Genomic DNA, 25,842 nt, shown 5'->3' on the forward strand with positions numbered 1-25,842 from the left:
ATTCTTAACCTACACCCCACACCCCACACCCCACACCCTACACCCTACACCCTTACACCCTCTCTTCTGACTGCAAATTTTCCAGTCGTGTTAAAACTTCTGTACTGTGAAGATTGGGATTTACTTTCACAAAAGTTTCGCGGAGAATACCTTGAGGATCAATGATAAAACTGTGGCGCATAGATACATAGCCAATCCAAGAACCATAAACCTTGCTCACAGCACCATTGGTATCAGCTAATAGGGGGAACTTTAAACCTTCAGAATCACAAAATTCGGCGTGGGAATCAATATCATCTGCACTTACACCAATAATTTGTGTATTTCTATTTAAATATTTGGGTAAGTCTTGTTGGAAACGCCGCGCTTCAATAGTACAGCCAGAAGTGAAATCTTTGGGATAAAAATACAAAACTACCCATTTACCACGTAAATCAGAAAGGGAAATTTTTCCATCTCCTGTGTTGGTGGGTAAAGTAAAATCAGGTGCAGGTTGGTTAATTGTAGGTAATTTACCACCCAAAGCATAAACTGTGGGAGTAAAGTTTAACCAACTAAGAATGGCAAAACAACCGGCAAATAAAATGCTGATAAAAGTGCGACGAGAAATCATAGTTGCAAACGAAAATGATCACTTCACACAAGTTAACATTTTTGATTGCTGCTATTCTGAGAGAAAACAGGGTGTAAGGGTCAGAAAATTAACAACTTTTGCCTCTTCTCCCCTTTCAATCTGCACTTTCAATGTATTGACTATCTATGAGGAAAGCACCTCTGGTAAAGCGTACACCCCAATAACCTCCAGGACGACGGTCAAGAACTATACCTTCTTCACCCATACTGATGACATCAGCAGGGCGCAGCATGGGCATAGGGTCAGCGGTTTTGATGTAGGGTGGTAAGGCGATAACACGGACTTTACTACCTATAGGGAATTCTGGAGACATTTTGGAATATGAAGAAAGTTTCAGGATTTGTAATTTTTAACAGGGATTAGCCTCATTTTATAAGAAAAAGGCTGACTGCTGGTAGTTCTATCCAGAACTGGCTTCCCTTTCCGGGTTGAGAATTAACTCCCACCTTTCCTTTCATGCGTTCAATACCCTTCTGCACAATCGCTAGTCCTACTCCTGACCCAGAATATTATATATCTCGATCAAACTTTCTCACTGGTAATTTAGTACCACACCGTTTACAAAATTCTGCATCTGCATCATGAAAAGCTAAACCGCAACCAGAACACACTGTTTCCACCTGATTTGCTGTCTTCACCAACCGTTTAATTAAATCCCCCACTTGCCAAGGAATCAAGGCTACTCCTGTTAAAATCATTAAAACTGTAAGTAAACGCCCTAGTTCAGAAATGGGTATCACATCACCAAATCCCACAGTGGTCATTGTCACCACTGAAAAATAAAAAGCATCTAAAAAAGTGGCGAATTTTTCTGGATTAACTGGATGTTCAACCTGATAAATTAACCCAGAATAAAAAAAGATGATTGTAAATAATGTAAATAATATCCTGGCAAAAATTACGCCGTCTTCACTGCTAACAGCCCCTAATAAAAATTCTTCATCTATAAACCTAATTAACCGTAAAATTCTCAACCATCGTAACAAGCGAATAAATCTAATATCTACTAACCCAATAAAATAGGGTAAGATTGAGAATAAGTCAATAATTGAATAAAAGCTGACTATATACTTAATTTTATCTTCTGCACTCCATAAGCGTAGCAAGTATTCTACGATAAAAATTATTAATATGCAGTTATCTAAAGCTCGTAATTCTAAGCGAGCATCATCAGAAATATTATAGGTTTCTGCCACAAAAATTCCTGATGAAACTAAAACTAAGGCGGCAATTATTAAATTAATTGCTTTACCTATAGGTGTTTCTATATCCGTTAGATAGAATTCTATTTTTGATCGGTTGAGTAATATCATAGGACTAACATAAAATCATTCATTCACTGGGAAAACAGCCAAAATCAGCTATTATGAGAAACTATACTACTAAATTTTACTGTCAATATGAACCAAGAATATTTTATGCGTCTAGCCGTAGAACAAGCAAAAAAAGGAGATGCACCTTATGGATCTGTCATCGTTAAAGATGATCAAGTAGTTGCAGCAGCTTATAATACCGTCAGCCAAGACAGTGATCCATCGGCTCATGCAGAAATTAATGTCATTCGCAAGTTAACTGCTCAACTAAAAAACCCTTCTTTGCAAGGTTATTCTATCTATACCACTGGTGAACCTTGTCCCATGTGTGCTACTGCTTGTGTATGGACTGGTATATCAGAAATTATCTATGGTGCTTCCATTGCAGATTTAATTTCCATAAATCAAGCGCAAATTAATATATCTTGTGAAGAGGTTATCGCTAAATCATTTAGAAATATCAAGGTAACAAAAGGAATTTTAAGAAAGGAATGTCTACAATTGTTTACCCATTGATAATTGACAATTAAAAAGAACCGCTTCAATTTATTTCTGAAATTCGGGCATCAATGATGGTAGATGGTAATATTAATGACAGACAAGAGTTTTAACCACAGCCATTGTTACCTAGAAAAAGGTAATTTCGATGTGGTATAGCATTTAAAACTGTGTGATGGATATTGGTTTTCGTCGCTATCAAGTAGGACATGAACATTATTCCTCACACAGATGAAGCGATCGCTCATTACAATGAGATTATGAAACAGTTTTACACTGAACAAAAAATGAATGTTGCTGTTGATTGGTAACAGCATTCAGCCGAGAGAGTTGCTACTTTAGATTATCTCAAAGGATGTCAGTATTTGCGCGAGACTCTGAATAACTTCGGTTTTAAGTTATTGTAAAATCAATCTGAAGAGTGGAAAGCTAGTTGTGCCGCATCTTTTCGAGCAACTTAGCTTTCTGTAAAAAATTGCCAAGCCTTGAACAATTTCAACCCTGGAAGTACCTTCACATCAAAGGTTGAACTCAGTATACTGAGAAATATTTAATTAAGATTCCTATAGTTGAACTCAATAATGGCAGCTATAATTATTTTATACTATATTTTACTAACTAAAGGGTTAATCAGATGGACGCATTAAATCATGGGGAAATCGTCAGTAATCATCATTTCCCAGATGCGGTTATTGATCATGCAGCGCAGAATTTCAGTGATCTCAATCACGATTTAAACTCAAGTTATTCCAGTCATGTTGAATCAATCTCTCAGGGACTTGACCAACATTCTCACGATTTTTTAAACGATTTGCATTCAAGCACTATTCTACATTCTGATTGCGTTTCTTTTTCTGGTGCTGATTTCCAGTCGAACTTTGATAATTTGCACAATTCTGTTTATATCGAAACGCCTAGTTTTGAAAGCCATTTATCCACAAGCAATTTTCATGCTGAGGTGATACCTCGTGAGGCGACACCAGATTATGCGGAAGCGGCTTATAATGAATCTTGGGCAAAACATTTCAATGATAGAGCCGCAGATTGGGCAAATGATGGGTCTTTTGATATGGCTGATTCATTGCAACAAGAGGCGGACTATTACCATCAAAAAGCGGCTGAAAATTTGAATCAATAATTTAGATGAGTTTGTAGAGATAAACCCAGGACTTACGCACAACAGAACGAAAGTAGGGGTAATTCATGAATTACCCCTACATAAGAATAAGGGTTTCAGCTACATCTTGCGTAAGTCCTCAAGCCATCTATAGCTACAATAAGCTTTTGAGAAATAACTTGTACACAGTTATATAAATCATTTAGATTTCATTAAAGGAATATAATGGAACCGACTTTTTTAATAGCTGGTATTACTACGTCTTTGGTTAATGGGTTTGTGAATAGCAGAAATGCAGAAAAATCCAGGGAAATGCAAGCTTCTCAGCATCAAGAAATCGCCATTCGTGAGCAAGAGAGAATCAAAACTCAAGAACGGATAGAAATTTTGCGGCTACTAGCTCAAAAGGTACAGCAGCAAGATGGTTTTGTATTTCAAACTGAATTGGCTGAATTAAATCGTGAGTTTCAAGCTCAAGAAAATTTGCTGAATCGAAATTTGCAACTTAAATTGGCTGAATTAAATCAAGAATTTCAATCTCAACAAGGTGAACTGAGTCGCGCTTTTAGTGAAAAGATTGAGGTATTTCGAGCAGATTTACAGCAGTATTTTTTTGAGCAACAACGACAACTTCAGCTAGAACTTAAACAGCAGGATATTGACCTAGCAACGGAATTGCGGAAATACGATCGCCAAACTGCGATTAATGTTGTGGAGGAACAAAAGCGTCAAAATAGCTCGCCGATATGGTTGGTGGCTGGGGATTTACTGAAAAGAGGAAATAATGCGGGTATTTTGCCGTTAAATGTGTTCTTTTCGCCTCCTGTATTAAAATACGATCGCAGCAAGGAAAGCACGGATACTAAAGGCTTTCCACCGATGGAAAAATATCTGCAAGAAGAATTACGAAAATTTTTTCAAAAATACCAAACTAGCGATAGCTTCGCTCGCCGTGGGCATCACCAGATTGATTATTTGGCTGGAGCATGGACGAGTAAACAATTTAATAGTGAAGCGGCTGCAAGGCAAATTTTCTTGGGTTTAAAGAGTGAACCGACGCTAATTTTAGAGTCAGCTTTAGAAGGGGAAAATTTATCAATTAGCTTTGCTTATTGGGGTTTAGGGCATATTAAAGAACGCTACAAAACCTTGATGAGTTTTTCCTGGTTGGAAGTTCTCTATGGTTTTGTCAAAGAACGAACTGAGGCTTGGTTTCGCAGTCGCGATCAGGAAGGGAGTAGCGAGGCGGAATGGGTTAAGGAATATGGTGAAGAGTTTGTGCGTAAATACCAAGATAACCGAGCGATTCTGGAACGGGAACGGCGTTGGCTTGAACGTGGTGAAGATATTCGGGAGTTAGTTCGGAATTACAATCTTGCACCGAGAGATTGGGATGAATTGAAGCGTTTTGTTGCTCTCTGTCATTGTGCGATCGCTGGGTGGGTTACAGATGAATATTTTCTGCTGGATGCTAGTCCTGAATGCCGTCAGCAGCCAAAATTACCTGAGTTATTACCTGAGTTGCTTTCAGGGATGAGTGAGGCTGTGAAGCAACAGTTTATTGATACAAGTGTGAGAACTTATCAGGAGTTATATCAGGGTTTAATCAATGATATTCCTGACTGGGAACCAGAGTTAAGGTTAGAGTTAGCAGCTTGTTTGCTCAAACTCTCTAGCCGTGATACTGGTATGGCTCAGATTAATGCTGCTCTCAAAGCTTGGTTGTCCTATCGCGGTGTGGACTGGGATATCTCTACACCCGTTATTCCTTTGTTAGCAGAGGTTTCCCAGCCAGAGGATGAGTCCTATTTTGATTCTCTTTATCAGGTTTGGCAATTAGTGGGGATTACTGACAAAGTTGATATGGGAGGTGCTTATTATCGGCGGGGTGAAGATTTTTTCAAGCGGCGGGATTATCAAGCAGCTTGTGAGGATTTTGAGAGAGCGATCGCTTTAGGTTATGGTAAAGCTGCTGAACGGCGGGAAATGGTTTTACACTTACAGGCGCATATTAGAGAAGAGGCACTGAAACTTCAAGCAGCAGAAGCGGAACGTCAGAAAGAAGCTGATGATTTCTACAATGGTGGCATTTATCATTTAGAAAATGGTAATTATGAGCGTTCCATTGCTGATTTTGAACAAGCTCAAAGTTATGGACATCTTGATGCTAGTCAAATGATTGTTGAAGCACAACAAAAAATTGAAGAAAGGGAGCGTCAGAAAAAAGCTGATGATTTCTATAACGGCGGCATTTATCATTTAGAAAATGGTAATTATGAGCGTTCCATTGCTGATTTTGAACAAGCTCAAAGTTATGGACATTCTGATGCTAGTCGAATGATTGTGGAAGTGAGAAAGCAGCAGGATAAAGCGGTTTTAGCTAAACAACAAGCAGAAGCGGAACGTCAGCGTTTAGAACAAGAAAAACGACAACAAGAACAACAAGCTGCGGCGCAGACTAAATTACAAGCTCAAAAACAGCAGGAAATTAAACCAGCCGCGAGTTCTTTGGTATCACTAAAGTCAGCCGTAGGGATGGACTATAGAAAACTGCAAGATTTACTTGCTGCGGAGAAGTGGAAAGAAGCAGATCAAGAAACTGCCAATATTATGTTGAAAATTATGAGTAGAGAAATTCAAGGTTATTTAGATATAGATGGTTGTAAAAATTTCCCCAAAGATGAATTGAAAATTATTGACCAACTGTGGGTCACATATAGTAATGGACATTTTGGTTTTAGTGTGCAGAAAGAAATCTTTACTAAAATGGGTGGTAGAGGATATGGATACGATTATGATCTGGTGTGTAAATTTGGTCAAGAAGTGGGATGGAAGAAAAAAGGTTTTTTGGGTATAAGTAATGGATGGGTTATAGGTAATGACTGGAAGCTATATGATGATCTTTCATTTGAAATAGTACTTAGTAGCAAAGGACATCTCCCGTATGGGTATAGATGGTGGAAGGGTGGTGGTAGTAGTGAGAGCGGGTTTTGTTGTGGTTACCATTTTCTCTTCTTCAGACTATAATATGAGCCGATCGCGTAGGATGGATTAGTGCGATCGCAGTAGGGTAGGTGGTAATACAGATGACCCATATTTTGCCTATTTAGCAGTTATTGGGGTTTCTTCTCTGGCGGCGAGACTTGATAACTGTAACATTTAAAGGTTACAGAAAATTATTAAGTCTGAATCAGGATGTCCAGGATTTAAGGATTTACAGGATGTTAGTTTAGTGTGATTTATTGAAGATTGATTTTTAGAAATTTTCATGAGTTAGAATTTTAATTGTCAGAATCAGGATTTACAGAATGTGAGTTTTGTATTTAAAGCATGGACTGATGAGAGCATTAATCTCAATGATAAATAATCTCCAAAAATTCTCAAATTAAAAATATGCTTAAATCCAAAAAATCTGAACCAAAATAAACATCCTGTACATCCTTAAATCCTGGATATCCTGATTCTGACAAATAATGATACTTATAACCTTACTATATGTCAGATTTACCAATTCCAACACAACCAAATCAACCAGAAAAATCACCTATGACAGATATATCTATTTTTTCCAGCTTAATTTCTGGTGGCTGTACAGTAGTGGCAAGTTTGATTAATCGGGATACTCAATTAAAATTAGCCGATAAAAGTCAGGAAACACAATTAAAATTAGAGCAGCTTAGAAACGAACTAAAAAAAGCATCTGAGTTAGAACAATTTGACAGACAAAAACAACTACAACTAGAGTTAGCAGAGTTTACCCGTGAAACTCAATTAGAAGTAGCAGCTAAACAGCGAGAAACAGCCCTTGCATTACCAGAAGTTAATAAAATATTTGAACATTGGCCGCTGAGAATTGTTCCGTCTTTAATTCTCGATTCTCACATTCATAATAATCGCCCTCCTTTGAAAGTAATTATTGCTCCTCCAGAAGTAAACTTTGATAAATTTGGCAGTGCAACTCAAGGTTTACCCAAAATGGAGAATACTTTAGCTCAAGGTTTACGACTATTTTTAGATAAAAACTATCATCTAAATAGTCAAATTAGACCTGTGCAATTATTAGATGGAGCTTGGGATAGTAATAAATATCATGGTGGTTCTAGTATCCAAGTGCTTTTTAAAATGCTAAAGTCTGAGCCTCTTTTAATTTTAGAATCAGAAATTGAAGGAGATTATCTTAATTTTCGGATAGCTTATTGGGGGTATGGACAAACTATTTACAGATATGAAACTGTACTGGCTCGATTACCTTATATGGACATTATGTATGATTCAGCTAAGGCACGAGCGAGAAAGTGGAAATCAGCGCGAGATATGCTAATTCAACAGGGAAAGAATCCTAAAGCAATTAACGAGCCTGATACCCACAATTTAGAGATATTAGAAGAGGAAGAACAACTCAAAAATTTTGATATTGATATTAGCAATTTACCGCGTCGTTACAAATTAAATAACAAAGATTTTGACGCTCTTTGTCAGTTTTTGATTACTGTTCATACTCTATTTGCGGGCTGGATAATTGATATTCATTATCTGATTTATCATGATGTGACACCATTATTACCCCAGTTATTACCTAAGTTTATTGAAGATGGATTAGAAAGGCAAATAATAGACACAATTGTATCAGGTTATCAAGGAGTTTATCAATCTTTTGAAAATGATCGTTCTGCTTGGATTCCTGAATTAGTTTTAGATTTAGCTCATAGTTTAAGTTATTTACCTGATGAATATTGGGCTAGGGAACAGTTAAATTATTCTGTTAGATATTGGCTCTATTTGCGAGGAAGAACCAGTATGACACTAAGTAGTGATTGGTTCTTAAATGGTTTATTAGCGGTTATCAGGTGTTATTTAACATCTCAAGATAGAGAATATTTTGAGAAGTTACAAAAATGTTTAGCCAAAGTAGGGGATACAGAAGAAGTTATAGAAGTAGATGATTTATTAAGAAAGATAGCAGAACTTCAGAAGAAAGCTGATGATTTCTATAATGGCGGGATATATCATTTACAAAATGGTAATTATGAGCGTTCCATTGCTGATTTTAAAGAAGCTCAACGTTATAGACATCCTGATGCTAGTCGTATGATTGTGGAAGCACAACAAAAAACTATAGCTGATGATTTCTATAATCGGGGAATATATCATTTACAAAATGGTAACTATGAGCGTTCGATTGCTGATTTTGAACAAGCTCAAAGTTCTGGACATCCTGATGCTAGTCAAATGATTGTTGAAGTAAGAAGACAGCAACAAGAACAAGCCGCTACTCAGGCTAAACGACAAGCAGAACAACAACGTCAGCGTTTAGAGCAAGAAAAACAACAACAACAAACCGCAGAGATACAATTAAAATCATCTTGTGGAATGGACTACAGGAAATTGCGGGATTTACTCAAAGCAGGACGCTGGAAAGAAGCAGACGAGGAAACAAAAAGGGTTATGTTAGCGGTTACGAAGCGGGAAAAAGAAGATTGGTTAAGGGTAGAAGATATTGATGATTTTCCCTGTGAAGACCTCTGTACCATTGACAAGTTGTGGGTAAAACACAGTAATGGGCGTTTTGGTTTTAGTGTGCAAAAACGCATTTGGGAAAATGTTGACAAAAACTACGAAGACTTATGTGATCGTGTGGGATGGAGAAAGGGAGGATGGATAAGAGGATGGATAATTTACTCTGAAGTAACTTTTGACACATCCGCGCCTTCAGGGCATCTCCCAGCGGGGATAGAGATTGTGTGGAAAGGTCAGTTTGATTTTTTCTTGCTGCCTCCCGGAAACTCTGACAATTTTTCTTCTCTCGCGTCGAGACTTGTAAGCTGTAACATTTAAAGGTTACAGAAAATTAGTAAGTCTGAATCAGGATGTCCAGGATTTAAGGATTTACAGGATGTTAGTTTGAGTTTGGTATTTTTTGAATGTCAGGATTTTTGTGATGTTGAAATTTTTTCGATATCTTGTAATTTACGATTTTATGGCGATTCTATCTTACCGATCGCAGCCTAAAAAATCGGTTGCAGCACACTGACAAAGAAAAGATGTTCATCTTTGATGATAAAGCGATCGCTCTCCTCATTCTGAGAAAAGTGATCTGCTTGCAGCAGCGTTTAGCCATCGCTAACGCCTAATCTTCTGCTCCTTTGCCCCTGGACCTGTGCTGCCTTAATGATTCAGTCTTTGAGTAGACTTACTATTACATACTAGATGCACCAGTAGCAATGAGACGTTTGAATAATGCTTCTGACCAGCCAGTTTCTCGTAACACAGCAGATGAAGAAACTTCTACATAAGCCTGTTCAATAAAAGCTAAATCAATCATACAAATTCTACCTAATGCTTCTTGCAATGCCTCTGGTTTGCCATCAAGTTTCAACTTTTTACCAACTTCATGCACAACAACTGCCATTGCTGGAACTACGTGCTGAGGGCCTATGCCAATTTTGACATGGACAAGTCCAATATGCCAACGACAATCAGCGTAAGCTTGACCCCAATCATCTATGCCTGTAAACATTTGATGAAACCATTGAATAAAAGTTTCATGTAAACGATGAATTCTTCCCTCAGTTTTATTTAAAATGGCATTCATTTCTTCATCGCGTCCTAAATAAGCATAGAAGTGATCAGCCATGATGGATGCGCTTTCTAGCCCCCAATCTGCGTGGGAGTTAAGAACAGATTTATCTTCAGAAGTTAAACCAATTCTTCTTTCCATCGTTTGCATAAAAACGCTAGGTTCTACAGTCATAACTAGTCCTTTTTTATTGTTTATTGTTTACTATGTATCTTCCCTGTGAACACCAAAATTACTTTTTAAAATTAAGCAGTTTTACTGCGGAGAAAACCAACTAAATTTTTCAGGAATGATTGACTAACAGCGGGTTTTTCTGTTGGCTTTTCTGTGGTTTTAGTTGCAGGTACGGTTTCCTGTACTGGTTCTGGAAAAGTAATTGTGGGAGCAGGAGTAGAAAGAGGATCTTCTAAAGTAAATGTGGGTGCAGATGCAACCATAAAATACTCTTCTGCCAAACCAACTACAATTAATCGGAAAGCAATTTGTTGAATAATTGTTATGGGTATACTGAGTTGATTAGCAATGTGTTGTAGAGAAACTTGTCCGTTAACAAATTCCCATACTTGCCATTCTTGAGGATTTAGCTGTACCTTGGGTTGTTTGAGCATCAATCCTGACAAACCTGAAGTTGGATCTGGGAGTTTTTCTTCCAAAGCTGTCCAATCTTTTAGCGCACGCAGGCCAATTAAGATGACCTCAGTTGCAGACATACTCAGACCTGTCATTTCCCCTAAAGGCAATGTTGATGTTGGCTCAAATCTAAATAGGGCATCCTTGACTTGAAATAAGGCACAGACTGGACGCAGAACTTGGCTATTAAATAGTAGTTTTAGTTGTTCTGGCTGTACTAATCCCTGAGATTTTAAGCATAATCCCAGTGGTGAGTTAATAAAACAAGAGGAAATTTGCGTGACTCTAGAAATTACTCGCTCACTGATCCACCCCCTTTGAGCAATCATTAATGTTAAGCCTTGTTGGTCTAAACGATCAGCTGCACTGACCACACGACCTTGATGCAACCAGATGTAATAAACTTGCTTTTTCTTTTTATCATTTTCTGCGGCTAAAAATTCAATATAAAGTATACCTGTTTTTTTTCCTTGATCTAAAAACTGGAGTAATTCAGGTAAGGAAAAATCTGCAAAATTACCAGTAATAGTCATAATTTATCTCCTATTATAAAAGCATTAAAATATTTAACTAGCCAGCATACGTAGTGATCGAAAATTAACTTGAATAAACTCTGATTTTCTTGAGGAAATATTCCTAAAAATGAAGACTTATCAAATAAATTAAACTGCACAACTTTCCATTAAATGTTGTACTAGGGCAATGACAGCCTCAGCTACAGAATCTCCTGCATTGGGATTAACTCTAACCATAGGAGGTCTTTCGGCTTCATTCACGTATCCAATGGCAAGGTACACATCTTCCTCTGACCATGCACCAGGACAATCAGTATGTGTTAGACCAAGAATCATGGGAATCTGGGCGCGTTCTTGCATAAAGTTGAGAATTTTACGCGCATGACGAAATTCTCTCGGTCGGTGTGCAGCTATGAGTAAAATGTAGGCATGAGCTTTGCGAATCAATATATCCCACATGAAATCAAAGCGAGATTGTCCAGGTGTGCCATAAAGGTGCAAAGCCATATCAGGACCAAATTGCAACCTGCCAAAGTCAAAGGCAACGGTGGTTCTTTGTTTGAGCAATGCTGTTTCATCGGTGGCACGGGTATCTGTATCTACAACTTCAATTTCACTGATGGAACGGATAAAGGTGGATTTACCTGCACCTACCGATCCTGTGACAATTAAGCGCATAATCTCCATGTTTATTTACTCCATAAATAAACAAATAATGATTGATTATTCACTGTTTTGAGTAAGTTCCTAAATGCCCTGAATAGCTTTTTGATCAGAGGTATAAAGTTCCCTAGATTAAGCAGTATTATTCTACAAGGGAACTGAGAATTGAGTTACCTAAGAGAGAAATCATTTACATTAAAATCAGCTTTAATTCTGCCAATACCCGTTTAATTTCTAGCATTAATATACCCTGTTTAGCAGTTTCACTCGCTAAAACTAGGAATACTGCATCTTCACCACAACCAGTTAAGATACCAAAGCCTTTTTTACCTTCTACAAAGATGCGCTCAACTGTACCTCTAGCTAATTCAATCCCAATTCTTTCACCTAAAGAAAGCATGGATGCTGACATTGCTGATACTCTTTCTTCGTCCATGCCGCCGGGTAAACTTGCTGCTAAAGGTAGACCGTCTGGGGTAACAAGTGCTGCTCCTTGAACATCTGTTGTCGAAGCTACAAAGTTTTGCAAAATCATGCTTAGTTTTTCTGTGTTTATGGACATAATAATTATTTTCCGCTGGTTTAAATTTGCAAAGTGAATAAGGAAAAAATTAGCTTTCCAATATTGATGTTTCCTATTCTTTTTGTATCAATAGTGGGGTATGTAAATATATACTTAACCCTGAGTTCCCTATTGACTTAATTATCCTGAAGTCAGAATCAATATCACACCGTGAAAATACTGGATTTAGTTTTAATTATATTAAATATAATTTAAGTTAATAATGAGTGGATACTCATTTATAGCTTGCTGGTTATAGGCTCTATTTTAAGTCGGTAGGCGTTAAAAATTGTCGTTATGGCAAGGCAGGAGGCAGAAGGCAGAAGGCAGGAGGGAAGAGGTTTTTAGAAGTTTTACATTTTGTTACATACCTTGGTTTTCGTGCCGACTTACTTAGCTGTTTTCGTATATTTAGCTTAACAAAAATTAACTATAGGAATAATATTTGAATTTTGATAGCTTGCGTGGCGTAGCCATACAAAACTCCGTACACCTAAATCTTCTAAAACCCTTTTGCCTCTTGCATGAGGGAAGGGACTTTTAGCAAGTTTACATCTTGTTACATACCTCTGTTTTTTCACACCGACTTACTTAACTGGTTGTGCAGAAATCCAAAAATTCTTTTCTCCCTGCTCCCTGTCCCCTGCTGTCTTAATGATAAGTATTCAACCGGACATGATATGACTCCTGACTCCTGAATTCTTACCTTTTTGATTTAGCTAAATAGGATGAATATGTATTAGCCAGAATAGCAGCTTGAGTGCGATCGCGGAGATTCAATCTAGTTAATATGTTAGTAACATGATTTTTCACTGTTCCTTCAGAAATGTAGAGTGTCTGGGCGATTTCTCGGTTACTAGCACCAGTAGCAATTAACTGTAAAACTTCTTTTTCTCTGGGTGTAAGTTCCGATAAACTCGGTGGAATAGACTGTACTGGGTTGGATGATGTGGGTGGAAATTGAGTCAAAAGTTTTTTGACAATTCCTGGACTGAGTTGAGAATATCCTTTATCAACAGCGCGAATGGCAACAGCTAACTCTTCTGAGGGTGTATCTTTGAGTAAATAACCCATTGCCCCATGTTGCAATGCGGCTTTGACATATTCATCATCATCAAATGTAGTTAAGATTAGTACTTTTGTAGTTGGAAACCTGGTGTGAATTGTTTTTGTCGCTGCCACTCCATCCATGATGGGCATTCTGATATCCATTAATACCACATCTGGTTGTAATTCTTTCACCAAGTTAATGGCAATTTCACCGTTTTCTGCTTCTGCGACTATTTCTAAATCTGTTTCTAATTCTAATAATGCTCTTAAACCTTGACGAATTAAACTTTGGTCATCTACAAGTAAGACTTTAATCATATAGCAATCCTAAATCATTTACAAATCCGTAAGTATTTAGCCGTTAGCTATCAGCTATCAGCTTTGAAGACTGAAATACAAAGAATGAGAACAAATCAAGAGCGTGTAACTTTCCTGAAACTAATGCTTATAAATCTTTGCTCTTGATGTTGTTAGCTGATTACTGATAGCTGAATGCTTACACAAATCCTTTTTTCTATTCCTATTTTCTTCATGAGTTAGTTGACAACTCACATAGAAATTCTATGTTTTCCACCTAGTTAAAGGAATATCAACTATAATTTGACAACCAGCATCTTGAGCAGAGTTAATTGTAAATTCTCCTCCTAATCCTAATGTGCGATAGCGCATACTCTGTAAACCGAAACCTGTTGTATTTTGAGTAACATTAAAACCTCTACCATTATCTTGGACTATTAACTTTACACCTCCATCTGTTGTGGTTAATTCAAGTTGTACAGATGATGCTTTGGCATATTTAGAAATATTGGTAAATGACTCTTGGATAATGCGGTAAATGGGGATACTCATTTCAGTAGGTAGTGGATATTCTAGAGAGATGAGACAACTTGGTAAAATCCCATTGGCGCGTTGAAAATCGTCTGCTAAGATACCAATTGCCTGTTCTAAAGATTGTGATTCTAAAGGGTGCGATGGCGAAATGCCAGCCTCTGGCGATCGCATGGTAGAAACAGAGTAACGTACATCTTGTAATGCTTTAGAACCAAGTTCCTTAGCTCTTGCTAAGAATGTCATAGCTCTAGGCATATCAGATTTAGAAAGTTTGAGAGCAGTTTCTAATTGTAAATTTAACGCAGTGAGAGAATGTCCCAAAGAATCATGAATTTCTCTAGCAATGCGGTTGCGTTCTTCTAAAGTAGCTTGATTTTCGATTTTCAGAGCATATTGACGCAGTTTGTCGTTAGCGACAGCCAGTTTTTCTCGGCTCTGACGTTCTGATAAAACAGCATTCATCAATAGTAAAACAAATATTAAACTTAACCCAAATAACACAGCTAAACTAAAACTGAAAAATCTAAATTTTTCTTGTAAAACTGGTGCTATTTTGTTAGGAGGTAAGCGTGTTTTTAGGGTCATTAAAAATAAAATAAATGATAACATGGTAACTGTTAAACGTCCGGGCAATTGAAAAATCAAACAGCTACGAGTTACCAAAATTAAATATAGAAAAGGAAAAAGTCTAGCCGTTCTCCCGCCGAAAAAGCCAGTAATTAAAATTAGAAATACTTCAGTAGCTGTATATATAATTTTCCAAAATTGACTACTTGTGGGTAATCTTAAACCCATGACACCAAATAAAGCTAAACTACAGATAGTTAACTCTGGAAACAGTGCAGCAAATTTTGGTGATGGTGAGGGTAAAATTACCATTAATACAGAAAACGCCAGTAATAGCCATTCTAAATACAAGAGAAATCTAAATGGGTGATTATTAATTTTGATAGGACGGGACATAGGAATAGGAAATAGAATAATTAAAAATTGGCTGAGGTATGATCCAATTATCCAATGTCCAGCAACAGCATCAAACCTAAAAATCCAGATGCTGTAAGACAACCGGAGGCACTTAGGACTTACGCAAGATGTGGCTGAAAACCCTATGATTACGTAGCAGTAATTCATGAATTACCGCCACTTTCGTTCTGTTTTGCGTAAGTTCTGGCACTATGAAGAATTGGTATGACTACTTTATTGTGCAGCATACTAGTCAAGTTTAGATCATGACCAAGGTCATGGGTATAAATATGACTTTTTCCTCATGTGCTTGGTGAAGGTAAAATCATATTATGGTGACATCCAACCAGAAACAACACAACATAATTTATGAAAAGCAAGACATTATCACTTATAGCAGCTGCTTTTGCTCTAACTTTAACAGCAACCCCCTTTGTAGCGCAAGCACAACAAACTTCTTCTTCAGATCAACCAGGTCAAGAGTTATCAGAAAAAGGGTCTTGGAAAAATTTGGGACTAACAGATGCACAAAAAGCGGAAATGCAGAAAATTCGCCGCAATAGTCTCACACAAATGTACAAAATTCTAACACCTGAACAAAAAGAACAGTTAAAAGCGACGATGCAAGAACGTCGAAATCAGGGTTCACAGGGTGAAGGTAAAGGTAAATGGAAAAAAGACGGTTTTGCATCCTTAAACTTAACTGAAGCCCAAAAAAACCAAATGCGCTCAATTAAGGAGTCATCAAAACAACAAATAAAAGCTATCCTAACTCCAGCACAACGTCAAAAACTCCAACAAATGCAACAGAATGTTAAATCACGTCGTCAGCAGGGTAATAACAATTAAAAATTCAAAAATTTAGGTGACAGGTGACAGGTGACAGGTGACAGTGAAGAGGGAATAGGGAATAGGGAATAGGGAATAGGTAAGAGGCAGGGGAGGCAGGGGGGCAGGGAGAAAAGAGTTATTTAATTTTGACTTTTGACTTTTGACTTTTGACTTTTGACTTTTGACTTTTGACTTGATTTTTCCCTACACCCTACAACCTGTTTTCGGTGATCAAGAATTAGCCAGAGATTTTTGCTTCTCTAAGTCTTGATTATGTAAAGTTTGTGGTACTTTTAACGCCAAAATTAGCATAATAGTTGTCATATAAGAAACAATAGTTGCCCATAGTAAATTGTTGTTTTGGAAATACCAAGCAGCGATCGCCAGAGGGATAAAACCCACAAAAAAAGCCAGTAATATGGCATTACGTAGAGTTGTACCATCCTTTAAGCCGATAAAGTAACCTTCGAGAATGAAAGCGATCGCAGTGATGACTAAAACAGGTAGCAACCAGATTGTATAACCAGTAATATTGGCATTCACATCTTGATGATTAGTCAACAGCCCAAAAACTTGCTCAGGGAAAAGAATTGACACCACAGCAACAAATAATGCGATCGCCAAACTAACTATCATAGAAACAGTGAGCAATGGGATCATTTGTTCTCTATTGCCCTTGCTTTTAAAGCTACCAATCAGCGTTTGTGTGGTCATTCCCACACCTTGAACTGTGAATTGACTCAAAAAAGCAATCTGAAGTAACAAACCATTTTCTGTCAACACATCTGTTCCCATCATTGCACTCAAATTAGTGAAAATAGAATAGACAGAAACCAAGGCTAAAAATCGGATCAGAATGCTACTTTTGAGTGCAAAAGCTTCTTTGAGTGCTACCCAATCAAACATTTCTGAAACTGCCGCTGGTAACGCTTGCCACTCTATACTTAAACCAGCCGCAACTAAACCTATTATTAGTGCCAAATACTGACTTAAAGCAGTTGCTAAACCTGCTCCAGCACTTTCCCAACCCCATTTGACAATCATGAGGTAATCTAACAACACATTAGAACCATTGCCAACGATTGACATTAGCAACACTACACCATTTTTTTCCCGTCCTAGAAACCAACCAAATAACACAAAATTCAATAAAACAGCAGGTGCGCCCCAAATGCGTCCGTAGAAATAATTCACCCCAGAGGCTTCAATTTCTGGAGAACCACTCAATAGAAAAAAACCAAACTTCTGAATAGGGTATTGCAATAGTAGAATCAATAGACTAACTGTTATGGCAATCAAACCACTTCTTAACCCAGCCACTAACACAGCTTTAGGATCATCAAGTCCTGCTGCATGAGCAGTCAGAGCATTGGTACTCGACCGCATAAATTTTAAAACCCGATAAAGATAGTCAAAAAGAATAGTTCCCAAAATGACCCCAGCCAAGTGACGGATATCTGCCAAATGCCCCAGAAAGGCAATATCTACCAAGCCCGCTAAAGGAACCATCATGTTAGAAAAGACACTCACACTCGCCAGCCGAGAAAAGCGGGGTAAAAAATTGTATCTAGTTGAAAATGCATCAAGCATAGTATTTTTGATCTAAATGGGGACTAATTCAGTTTATGATCACTCTCCAAAATTGACACTCCCCGCTCTAAAGACTCTAAAGAGACGGGGATTCTTAAGATTTCGCAATCCTAATATCCTGTTTACACAAGTTCCCAGACTCGGTACGTTTGCACAAAAGTGTGTGCTGTGTGACGACGTAGGATTCATACGCCAAGCTCCGCTAACGTTTGAAAAAAGAGTTTTGGGCTTAACTGAACCGGATTGAATTATATAGTTGCCTTAGTTGGAGGTGGAATCCAGTACACACTAAGTGCGAGAATAATACGGGCGATTGGTGAGTCAGCGCGGTCTTGGGGGTTTCTCCCATGTTGGCGTAAGCCTTCCCGTAAGGGTGCGACTGCCGAACCCGTAAGGGTGCAAACCTGTCGTCTAATGGCGAGTCTGTGAACCAAGAATCCCCATCTCTGGCGAGACGCTTGCGCGAACGGCTTTAGCCAGGGGAGTGTCAACTATTTGAGTTTGATTTCTGCAAAAATATGTTGGAGTAGAATTTGATGCTCATTCATCTAGTCTAATGGTATGAAGAAACTGAAGTTTAAACTATACGAAAACAAGTGAAATAGACACCTCAACTGGATGATAAATGTTGCTGGGGTGAGGTGATGTTAGACTTGCGGGAGCGAGCATTTGCTGTTTGACCCCAGAATCCCTACCTTAGACGGGTAGGGAATATGTAAATTGATATAAAATCTGAATTTCTGAATTGCGAATTACGAATTACGAATTACGAATTGGTCTAACCGCAACACCTTACACCCCACATTGTCACTAATGTTGTTCTCCTCCCTGATAGAACCCAATCATCTACAACAGGCAGTTGCTGATCAGCCACTGACAGTGACTTCGGATACACTAGCAAGTGACGTAATCACTCTCATGAGTAACGCACGGGGAAGTTGTTCATGGCCGGAAGATGGGGGTGATAAAAGTTATTTTTTGACTGATTGTCGGGCTAGTTGTGTATTAATAATGGAAGGTACTCAACTAAAAGGTATTTTTACCGAGCGAGATGTGGTGAGGTTGAGTGCTGAAGGACAAAGGATTGAGGAAATGACAGTTGGTGAGGTGATGACTTGCTCTGTGATTACTATCCGTCAATCTGAGTTGACAGATATTTTTGTAGCTCTGAATTTATTTCAACGCCATAGAATTCGTCACTTACCAATTCTAGATGATAATGGCGAAATAGTAGGACTGCTCACCCATGAAAGCTTGCGTCAACTGTTGCGACCAGTAGATTTATTGCAGTTGCGTCTAGTTTCGGAAGTCATGAGCCTTCGCATAGTCAAAGCTTATCCACACAATTCAGTGCTGGAAATCACCAAGTTAATGGCTAGAGAAAATGTGAGTTCAGTGATAGTTGTCGAGGAGAAAAATTCTCTGTTCATACCTGTAGGGGTGATGACTGAACGCGATATTGTCCAGTTTCAGGCATTAGCTTTGGATTTGGCTCATACTCAAGCGCAGACAGTGATGAGTAGTCCAGTTTTTTCCTTGTCTCCTGATAAATCTTTGTGGTCAGTGTTAATGCTGATGCAATCAAAACGGATCAATCGGGTGGTAATTACTGGTAAACAGGGAGAATTATTGGGGATTGTCACCCAAACTACTTTGTTGCAAGCTTTGAATCCGCTGGATATTTATAGTTTGGTGGATAATCTCAAGCAGGAGGTATCGCGGTTAGAAGTAGAAAAACTGGAGTTATTGCAAATTAGAAATGCAGAATTAGAGATAGAGGTACAAAAACGTACAGTAGAGTTGCAGAAACAGGCACAACGAGAACGGCTGTTGAGTGGGATTACCAGTCGAATTAGATTATCAGTAGACTTGCAGGAAACTCTGACTGAGATCGCAACGGAAGTCAGACAATTTTTAAATTGTGATCGCCTCCTCATCTATCAATATCATGGCAATGGTAACGGTATCGTTATTTCTGAAAATGTTAAACCTGGATGGATCTCTTTGGTAGGAGAAGGAGTTAATGATCCTTGTTTTACATCAGATTGGGTTGAAAAATATATCAATGGCAAAATTCAAGTTGTTGATGACATTAACAACAATATTATCACTCCTTGTCATCAACAATTACTGGTAGGTTTGCAAATCAGAGCCAAGATATTAGTTCCCATTGTTGTCAGTGGAGAACTTTGGGGATTGATGTTGGCTTGTCAAAATGATGCGCCCCGAAATTGGCAACTAGAAGAAATAGAATTACTCAAACAGCTTTCTAATCATGTTGCTATTACTATTCAGCAAGCTGAACTTTATCACCTTGTGCAGCAAGAACTGCTAGAACGCAAAAAAGCCGAAGTCGCTTTAGCTGAATCGGAAGAGCTTTATCGTACCACTCTCAGCAATATTTCTGATGCCTTATTTATTACTGATGATGGGGGTAAATTTACTTTTATCTGCCCAAATATCAATATCCTCTTTGGTTATTCAGTAGCAGATATAGCTCTGATGGGAAACATTCAAGTTCTCCTGGGGCAAAATTTATTTGACCCGCAACAATTAGCTGTATCTGGTGAAATTGCTAACATTGAACGTGATATTCTTGATAAAGATGGCAGAACATATACAGTCTTAATCAATGTCAAACAAGTACAAATTGGTGAAGGTACGATATTATATTGCTGTCGGAATATTACTCAACGCAAACAAGTAGAAAAAGCATTAAAAGACAGCGAAAAACGCTTGCGAACTATCGTCGAAACCAGTGCCAGTGGTCTTGTAACTGTGGATCGTGAAGGTATGATAGTATTTGTTAACCCGGCCGCTGGAAGAATGTTTGGTCGAGATGTAGAAATACTCTGCGGTTGGCCTTTTGCATTACCATATCGTTATGATACCCATCAAATAGAAGAAATTGAAATTTTGCAAGCATCTGGACAAAGACGCATAGTAAATATGCAAGCGGCTACCATTGACTGGCAAGGTCAACAGGCTTTTTTGATGTCATTGTCAGATATTACTGAACTCAAAGAAACTGAAGAATTATTGCGTCGTAGTGAAACCAAATATCGACTGTTAGTGGAAAATTTACCTGTGGGTTTAATTGTTCATGCAGTTGATACTAGTATTATTACCTGCAATGCTAAAGCGTGCGAATTATTAGAACTTACTCGCTCACAAATGGAGGGTAAAACTGATCTCGATTCCGCTTGGCATTTTTTGAGGGAAGATGAAACAGTAATGCCACCTTCAGAATACCCCATTAATCAGGTGATTTCCACACTTAAACCCCTGATTAACTATGTGGTTGGGGTGAATAGACCTGACAGTAAAACCCAGATTTGGTTATTGGTGAATGCTTTTCCAGAATTTAACAATGATGGCGATTTGCAACAAGTAATAGTCACATTTGTTGATATTAGCGAAAGACAAGCCGCCCTGAAAGAACGCAAGCAAGCAGAAATAGCCCTCAAAGATAGTGAAGAAAGATTTCGGCAAATTGCAGAAAATTTGCCAGAAGTGATTTGGATGACCAATATAGAAGGGTCAGAAATAATTTTTATCAGCCAACAATATGAAAAAATTTGGGGTCGTAGTCGTGAAAGAATTTACCAAGAACCTCTAACTTGGCTAATTGCTATTCACGAAGATGATCGAGAACGGATCAATCAAGCTTTTTTTGTTAAGGCTGCATTAGGTGAGTATGATGAAGAATATCGCATTGTTCAACCTGATGGCCAGATGCGTTGGATACATGATCGCGCTTTTCCTGTGCAGAATGATACTGGAGAAATTTACCGCATTGCTGGTTTTGCTGAAGATATTACCAAACGCAAGGAAGCAGAGGAAGAATTACAGCAGCTGAATGAGGAACTAGAGGCTAGAGTAGAGCAACGTACCAAAGCCTTACGAGAATCACAGGCCATGTTGCAATTGGTGCTGGATACCATACCGCAGCGTGTGTTTTGGAAAGATCGACAATCAGTGGTAAGAGGTTGTAACCGCACCTTTGCTGAAGATGTTGGTCAAGCCCCAGAAGAAATTATCGGACAAGATCCTTATGATATGTCTGCAACTCGTGCAGAAGTGGATTTCTACCTGGAATGCGATCACCTGGTGATGACAACTGGTCAACCACAAATGCATATCCAAGAAACTTTTCATAAACCGGATGGTTCTATCATGTGGATAGAAACCAATAAAGTACCGTTGCGGGATGCTGATGGCAATATTATTGGGATTCTGGGAACTTATGAAGATATTACCAGCCGACGTAGTGCCGAAGAAGCCTTGCGATACAGTGAACAACGCTTCCGCATTGCTTTACATAATTCTCCCATTGTGGTATTCAACCAAGACCTTGACCTGCGTTACACCTGGATTTACAATCCGGCCTTGGGTTATCAAGCAGAAGATGTGGTTGGTAAGTTTGATGCTGATCTGTTCCTGGCCAAAGATGCCGAAAGATTGGAAACTTGGAAACGTCAGGTGTTAATCACAGGTCAAGGCATGAGAGAAGAAATTATTATTGGTACGGAAGATAATTTTAATTGCTACGTGCTAACAATTGACCCCCTACGCGATCGCAATGGTAATATCGAGGGCATTACCTGTGCTGGACTTGATATCACTGATCGCAAAAAAGCTGAATTAGCTTTAAAAGAAAGTCAGTATTTAATCCAAAGAATCACAGAAGCCAGCCCGGATATCATTTATATATATGATTTACAGGAAAACCGTAATGTTTACATTAACCGAGAAATGGGCGGATTATTAGGTTATTCTGACCAAGAAATGCACAGCATAGGTTCAGAATTACTGTGGCAATTTGCCCATCCTGATGACCTATTGAAACTTGCTGAACACCATGCCCGTTTTGCAACAGCAACAGATAAAGATGTCTGGGAAATAGAATATCGGATGCGCGATCATCAAGGTAATTGGCACTGGTTTCTGAGTCACGATACAGTGTTTAACCGGGATGCTGAAAACCGTCCCAAACAAATTATCGGGGCGGCTTTGGAAATCACCGAACGCAAACAGATAGAAGCAGAACTACGTCAAACCAATGCTGAACTAGCCCGCGCTACTCGTCTCAAAGATGAGTTTTTAGCAAATATGAGCCACGAACTGCGTACCCCTCTCAATGCCATTTTGGGAATGTCAGAAGGATTAACAGAGGGCGTGTTTGGGGAAATGAGAGACATCCAAAAACGTGCCATCAACACTATCGAACGCAGTGGCAAACATCTATTGGAATTGATTAACGATATTCTCGATCTTTCCAAAATTGAAGCTGGTAAACTAGAAATTCAACTTTCTCCTGTTGCTTGTAGCTATCTTTGTGATTCCAGTGTGACATTTGTTAGACAACAGGCATTGAAGAAAAATATTCAAATCTCTGTGGAAATACAGCCCCATCTACCAGATTTGATTGTAGATGAGCGTCGTATTCGTCAAGTTCTCATTAATTTACTGAATAACGCCGTCAAATTCACTCCCAGTGGTGGTAAAGTGAAGTTAATTGTCAGGCAAGAAATAGGGACTCTGAAAAGTCAAGAACCCAGGCAGCGGGAAGCAGGGGGAGAGGAGCTTTCTCAATTACCAATTACCAATTACTACTTACCAAATCAATGGATTTGCTTTTCAGTGATTGATACTGGAATTGGTATTGCACCAGAAGATTTAAATAAACTGTTTAAACCTTTTGTACAAATTGACAGCAGTTTGAACCGTCAGCACAATGGTACAGGATTGGGTTTAGCTCTAGTAAAGAGATTGGTAGACCTGCATTGTGGTTACATCACGGTGAAGAGCGAAGTAAATAAGGGTAGCTGTTTTACAGCTTGCATACCCTGTATAGATAAATTGTCCAGTGAGGAAAATACTCAATTATCCCCGAATAGTCAACTCCTACGCATTACCCAAACCCCTAACGCACCAGTGTTAATCATTGAAGATTCAATGGTAGCAGCAGAACAAGTGGCTAGATGTTTGAGTGAACTAAATATGCAAACCTTCATCTATACAAGAGGTGATCAAGCAATTGATGAAGCCATCCGCGTCCTACCCGTACTGATAATTTTGGATATTATGTTACCAAACCTTTGTGGATGGGAAGTATTGCGACAACTGAAAACCAATCCACAAACGCAAAATATTCCAGTAGTGGTAATTTCTGTAGTTGATGAGCGATCGCAAGCATTATCTTTAGGGGCTGCTGATTATTTAGTTAAACCGATTAGCCGTGAGCAAATTCGTACCACATTAAATAAACTCCAACCGCAAGATAATTCCCGAACAACGGCGCTGATCATTGATCTTACAGCTACTCCCAGTCCTGGAACAGCTGAATCAGCTACCTCACCCTTGATTCTATTAGCAGAAGACAATGAAGCTAATATTACTACGATATCTAGTTATCTGAGTGCAAGGGGATATAAGCTAATTTTAGCAAAAAATGGTCAAGAAGCTGTTACTCTAACTGAACAACAACACCCTAATTTAATTATTATGGATATTCAAATGCCTGGTATAGATGGATTAGAAGCAATGCGACTCATTCGCGCCAATCAGCAGTTTATACATACCCCTATTATTGCCTTGACTGCTTTAGTAATGCCTGGTGATCAAGAAAAATGTATTGCTGCTGGAGCTAATGAATATTTAACCAAACCCGTCAAACTGAAATTTCTAGCAGAGAAAATTCAGAAATTATTAAATCTTAACATAGGTGACAAGTGACAGAAATCACTGATAAGCGATACCTGAATAACTGATAAATAATAACGGAGAAATAATAACTGATCACCGATAATGGAAAACCCAGCAAAAATTTTAATTATTGATGATGAACCGGATAACTTTGATGTTATTGATGCCCTATTAGATATTGAAGGTTATGAATTAAGCTATGTTGCCAATGGACAGCAAGCATTTGATCTCCTAGCTCATTTCCAGCCAGATGTGATATTGCTGGATGTGATGATGCCGCAAATGAATGGCATCCAATTTTGTGAGAAATTTAAATCCAATCCTCAGTGGAAACATATTCCAGTGATTATGGTTACGGCGCTGAGTGCTAAAGAAGATTTATTTCAATGTATGGCTGTAGGTGCAGACGATTTTATCAGTAAACCTGTGAATGGGATGGAATTGCGATCACGGGTTAGATCAATGCTACGCATCAAACAACAATACGACTCTCTTCAAGACGCTCTAAAATTGCGGGAAGACCTCTCCAATATGATTGTTCATGATTTGCGAAATCCTTTAACATCAATCATTCTTTCCGCAGAAATGCTGCGAGTTGCTAATTTACCACAGGAACGTCAGGTGCAAAAAAGTAGTCAGATCATCGCTGCTGGACAACAACTACAATCAATGATTGATAGTTTGCTGCTGATGGCAAAATTAGATGCGGGTAAATTGATTTTGCAACGTACAGATATTGATATATGTGAAATTTGTTCTTCAGCAATTGCTGATATGGAAGCAGCTATAATTCACAAAGATATAGAACTAATTAGTTATTTACCTCAGCCCGGAGGCAGTATCAGCTTGGATGTGAATTTATTTCGTCGAGTTATTGATAATCTAATTTCTAATGCACTGAAATTTTCTCATCCTCATAGTCAAATTATTTTACGGGCTGATTATCCAGCACCAGGACGAGCTAAAATTCAAGTAGCTGATTCAGGTCCAGGAGTAAAACCAGAATTACGTGAGGTCATTTTTGAGAAATACGAAATCGGCACTTTCAACAAAGCCGCATCTCAGATTGGGTTAGGTCTTGCTTTCTGTAAAATGACTGTAGAAGCCCATGGAGGAAAAATTCAAGTAGAAAGCAATCAACCAAAAGGGGCAGTTTTTACTGTTGAAATTTGAAGTAGGGAATAGGGAACAGGAGGGTGTAGAAGATGTTTGCAAAATTCTTGATGATGTATCAAAAATCTTTTTATTCTCCTAAATTTTCTTTCTTTAATGAATAAATATGATTAACAGAATATTAATGATCCCATCTGCAACTCCAGGACATTTTCTTTAATTAGGACATTATTGATCCTTGAAACCT

The 25,842-nt window shown here is 38.4% G+C and carries 18 protein-coding genes and 1 pseudogene; 7 read left to right on the forward strand and 12 right to left on the reverse strand.

Annotated features, from left to right (window positions below; all coding sequences use genetic code 11):
- Positions 1–52: 52 nt before the first annotated feature.
- The 4 genes and pseudogenes from A0J48_RS14045 to A0J48_RS14060 all read right to left on the reverse strand — a co-directional run bounded on the left by A0J48_RS14045 (position 53) and on the right by A0J48_RS14060 (position 1,944).
- Complete coding sequence (locus A0J48_RS14045; protein ID WP_200323997.1) at positions 53–613, reverse strand: peroxiredoxin; 561 nt, start codon at positions 611–613, stop codon at positions 53–55.
- A gap of 115 nt (positions 614–728) precedes the next feature.
- Complete coding sequence (sipA, locus tag A0J48_RS14050; RefSeq protein ID WP_200323999.1) at positions 729–947, reverse strand: regulatory protein SipA; 219 nt, start codon at positions 945–947, stop codon at positions 729–731.
- 52 nt (positions 948–999) lie between these two features.
- Positions 1,000–1,128, reverse strand: a pseudogene (locus A0J48_RS27460) (ATP-binding protein); the annotation flags it as partial.
- A gap of 15 nt (positions 1,129–1,143) precedes the next feature.
- The gene (locus tag A0J48_RS14060; RefSeq protein ID WP_200324041.1) at positions 1,144–1,944 is read right to left on the reverse strand and encodes a potassium channel family protein; all 801 of its coding nucleotides are present in this window, start codon (positions 1,942–1,944) and stop codon (positions 1,144–1,146) included.
- Between the two features lie 90 nt (positions 1,945–2,034).
- Here A0J48_RS14060 and A0J48_RS14065 point away from each other — a divergent pair, with 90 nt between their 5' ends.
- The 4 genes from A0J48_RS14065 (at position 2,035) to A0J48_RS27025 (ending at position 9,397) form a co-directional block, all read left to right on the forward strand.
- Positions 2,035–2,463 carry a nucleoside deaminase gene (locus A0J48_RS14065; RefSeq protein ID WP_200324001.1) on the forward strand — a complete coding sequence of 143 codons (429 nt, stop codon included), beginning with the start codon at positions 2,035–2,037 and terminating at the stop codon, positions 2,461–2,463.
- A 616-nt stretch (positions 2,464–3,079) separates the two neighbouring features.
- The gene (locus tag A0J48_RS14075; RefSeq protein WP_200324003.1) at positions 3,080–3,583 is read left to right on the forward strand and encodes a hypothetical protein; all 504 of its coding nucleotides are present in this window, start codon (positions 3,080–3,082) and stop codon (positions 3,581–3,583) included.
- A gap of 204 nt (positions 3,584–3,787) precedes the next feature.
- Positions 3,788–6,589, forward strand: a complete 2,802-nt coding sequence (locus A0J48_RS14080; protein ID WP_200324004.1) for a GUN4 domain-containing protein — start codon at positions 3,788–3,790, stop codon at positions 6,587–6,589.
- 468 nt (positions 6,590–7,057) lie between these two features.
- Positions 7,058–9,397, forward strand: a complete 2,340-nt coding sequence (locus tag A0J48_RS27025) for a GUN4 domain-containing protein (RefSeq protein ID WP_234300920.1) — start codon at positions 7,058–7,060, stop codon at positions 9,395–9,397.
- A 361-nt stretch (positions 9,398–9,758) separates the two neighbouring features.
- Here the strand turns inward: A0J48_RS27025 and A0J48_RS14090 are convergent, their stop codons facing one another.
- The 6 genes from A0J48_RS14090 to A0J48_RS14115 form a co-directional block, all read right to left on the reverse strand.
- Positions 9,759–10,313, reverse strand: coding sequence for a protoglobin domain-containing protein (locus A0J48_RS14090; RefSeq protein WP_200324005.1), 555 nt, complete (start codon positions 10,311–10,313; stop codon positions 9,759–9,761).
- A gap of 71 nt (positions 10,314–10,384) precedes the next feature.
- On the reverse strand, positions 10,385–11,302 hold the full coding sequence (locus tag A0J48_RS14095; RefSeq protein WP_200324006.1) for a DUF4388 domain-containing protein: 918 nt from the start codon (positions 11,300–11,302) through the stop codon (positions 10,385–10,387).
- 129 nt (positions 11,303–11,431) lie between these two features.
- A complete protein-coding gene (locus tag A0J48_RS14100; protein WP_200324007.1) occupies positions 11,432–11,971 on the reverse strand; it encodes a GTP-binding protein in 540 nt (179 codons plus the stop codon).
- Between the two features lie 166 nt (positions 11,972–12,137).
- Complete coding sequence (locus A0J48_RS14105; protein WP_200324008.1) at positions 12,138–12,509, reverse strand: roadblock/LC7 domain-containing protein; 372 nt, start codon at positions 12,507–12,509, stop codon at positions 12,138–12,140.
- Between the two features lie 702 nt (positions 12,510–13,211).
- Positions 13,212–13,877, reverse strand: coding sequence for a response regulator (locus tag A0J48_RS14110; protein WP_200324009.1), 666 nt, complete (start codon positions 13,875–13,877; stop codon positions 13,212–13,214).
- Positions 13,878–14,120: 243 nt separating this feature from the next.
- Complete coding sequence (locus A0J48_RS14115) at positions 14,121–15,353, reverse strand: sensor histidine kinase (RefSeq protein ID WP_200324011.1); 1,233 nt, start codon at positions 15,351–15,353, stop codon at positions 14,121–14,123.
- Positions 15,354–15,722: 369 nt separating this feature from the next.
- On the opposite strand from A0J48_RS14115, the gene A0J48_RS14120 reads away from it, so the two are divergent.
- Positions 15,723–16,202, forward strand: coding sequence for a Spy/CpxP family protein refolding chaperone (locus tag A0J48_RS14120; protein ID WP_200324013.1), 480 nt, complete (start codon positions 15,723–15,725; stop codon positions 16,200–16,202).
- Between the two features lie 213 nt (positions 16,203–16,415).
- Here the strand turns inward: A0J48_RS14120 and gntT are convergent, their stop codons facing one another.
- Both gntT and A0J48_RS14130 read right to left on the reverse strand, forming a co-directional pair.
- Positions 16,416–17,774: a guanitoxin biosynthesis MATE family efflux transporter GntT gene (gntT, locus tag A0J48_RS14125; RefSeq protein WP_200324015.1), complete on the reverse strand. Its 1,359-nt coding sequence runs from the start codon at positions 17,772–17,774 to the stop codon at positions 16,416–16,418.
- Positions 17,775–18,022: 248 nt separating this feature from the next.
- Complete coding sequence (locus A0J48_RS14130; protein WP_200324017.1) at positions 18,023–18,208, reverse strand: hypothetical protein; 186 nt, start codon at positions 18,206–18,208, stop codon at positions 18,023–18,025.
- Positions 18,209–18,587: 379 nt separating this feature from the next.
- On the opposite strand from A0J48_RS14130, the gene A0J48_RS14135 reads away from it, so the two are divergent.
- Together A0J48_RS14135 and A0J48_RS14140 are read left to right on the forward strand one after the other, a co-directional pair.
- Complete coding sequence (locus A0J48_RS14135) at positions 18,588–24,512, forward strand: PAS domain S-box protein (protein WP_200324019.1); 5,925 nt, start codon at positions 18,588–18,590, stop codon at positions 24,510–24,512.
- Between the two features lie 72 nt (positions 24,513–24,584).
- Complete coding sequence (locus A0J48_RS14140) at positions 24,585–25,655, forward strand: hybrid sensor histidine kinase/response regulator (protein ID WP_200324021.1); 1,071 nt, start codon at positions 24,585–24,587, stop codon at positions 25,653–25,655.
- Positions 25,656–25,842: the final 187 nt, after the last annotated feature.

The organism is Sphaerospermopsis aphanizomenoides BCCUSP55 (assembly GCF_001586785.1).
Classification (GTDB): Bacteria; Cyanobacteriota; Cyanobacteriia; order Cyanobacteriales; family Nostocaceae; genus Sphaerospermopsis_A; species Sphaerospermopsis_A aphanizomenoides_A.

Bases quoted from the DNA above. Each gene is read 5' to 3' on its own strand.
- A0J48_RS14045 (WP_200323997.1), bottom strand. From the start codon at position 613: ATGATTTCTCGTCGCACTTTTATCAGCATTTTATTTGCCGGTTGTTTT.
- A0J48_RS14115 (WP_200324011.1), bottom strand. From the start codon at position 15,353: ATGTCCCGTCCTATCAAAATTAATAATCACCCATTTAGATTTCTCTTG.
- A0J48_RS14140 (WP_200324021.1), top strand. From the start codon at position 24,585: ATGGAAAACCCAGCAAAAATTTTAATTATTGATGATGAACCGGATAAC.
- A0J48_RS27025 (WP_234300920.1), top strand. From the start codon at position 7,058: ATGTCAGATTTACCAATTCCAACACAACCAAATCAACCAGAAAAATCA.
- A0J48_RS14105 (WP_200324008.1), bottom strand. From the start codon at position 12,509: ATGTCCATAAACACAGAAAAACTAAGCATGATTTTGCAAAACTTTGTA.
- A0J48_RS14090 (WP_200324005.1), bottom strand. From the start codon at position 10,313: ATGACTGTAGAACCTAGCGTTTTTATGCAAACGATGGAAAGAAGAATT.
- A0J48_RS14065 (WP_200324001.1), top strand. From the start codon at position 2,035: ATGAACCAAGAATATTTTATGCGTCTAGCCGTAGAACAAGCAAAAAAA.
- A0J48_RS14120 (WP_200324013.1), top strand. From the start codon at position 15,723: ATGAAAAGCAAGACATTATCACTTATAGCAGCTGCTTTTGCTCTAACT.
- A0J48_RS14080 (WP_200324004.1), top strand. From the start codon at position 3,788: ATGGAACCGACTTTTTTAATAGCTGGTATTACTACGTCTTTGGTTAAT.
- A0J48_RS14095 (WP_200324006.1), bottom strand. From the start codon at position 11,302: ATGACTATTACTGGTAATTTTGCAGATTTTTCCTTACCTGAATTACTC.
- A0J48_RS14075 (WP_200324003.1), top strand. From the start codon at position 3,080: ATGGACGCATTAAATCATGGGGAAATCGTCAGTAATCATCATTTCCCA.
- A0J48_RS14100 (WP_200324007.1), bottom strand. From the start codon at position 11,971: ATGGAGATTATGCGCTTAATTGTCACAGGATCGGTAGGTGCAGGTAAA.
- sipA (WP_200323999.1), bottom strand. From the start codon at position 947: ATGTCTCCAGAATTCCCTATAGGTAGTAAAGTCCGTGTTATCGCCTTA.
- A0J48_RS14110 (WP_200324009.1), bottom strand. From the start codon at position 13,877: ATGATTAAAGTCTTACTTGTAGATGACCAAAGTTTAATTCGTCAAGGT.
- gntT (WP_200324015.1), bottom strand. From the start codon at position 17,774: ATGCTTGATGCATTTTCAACTAGATACAATTTTTTACCCCGCTTTTCT.
- A0J48_RS14135 (WP_200324019.1), top strand. From the start codon at position 18,588: ATGTTGTTCTCCTCCCTGATAGAACCCAATCATCTACAACAGGCAGTT.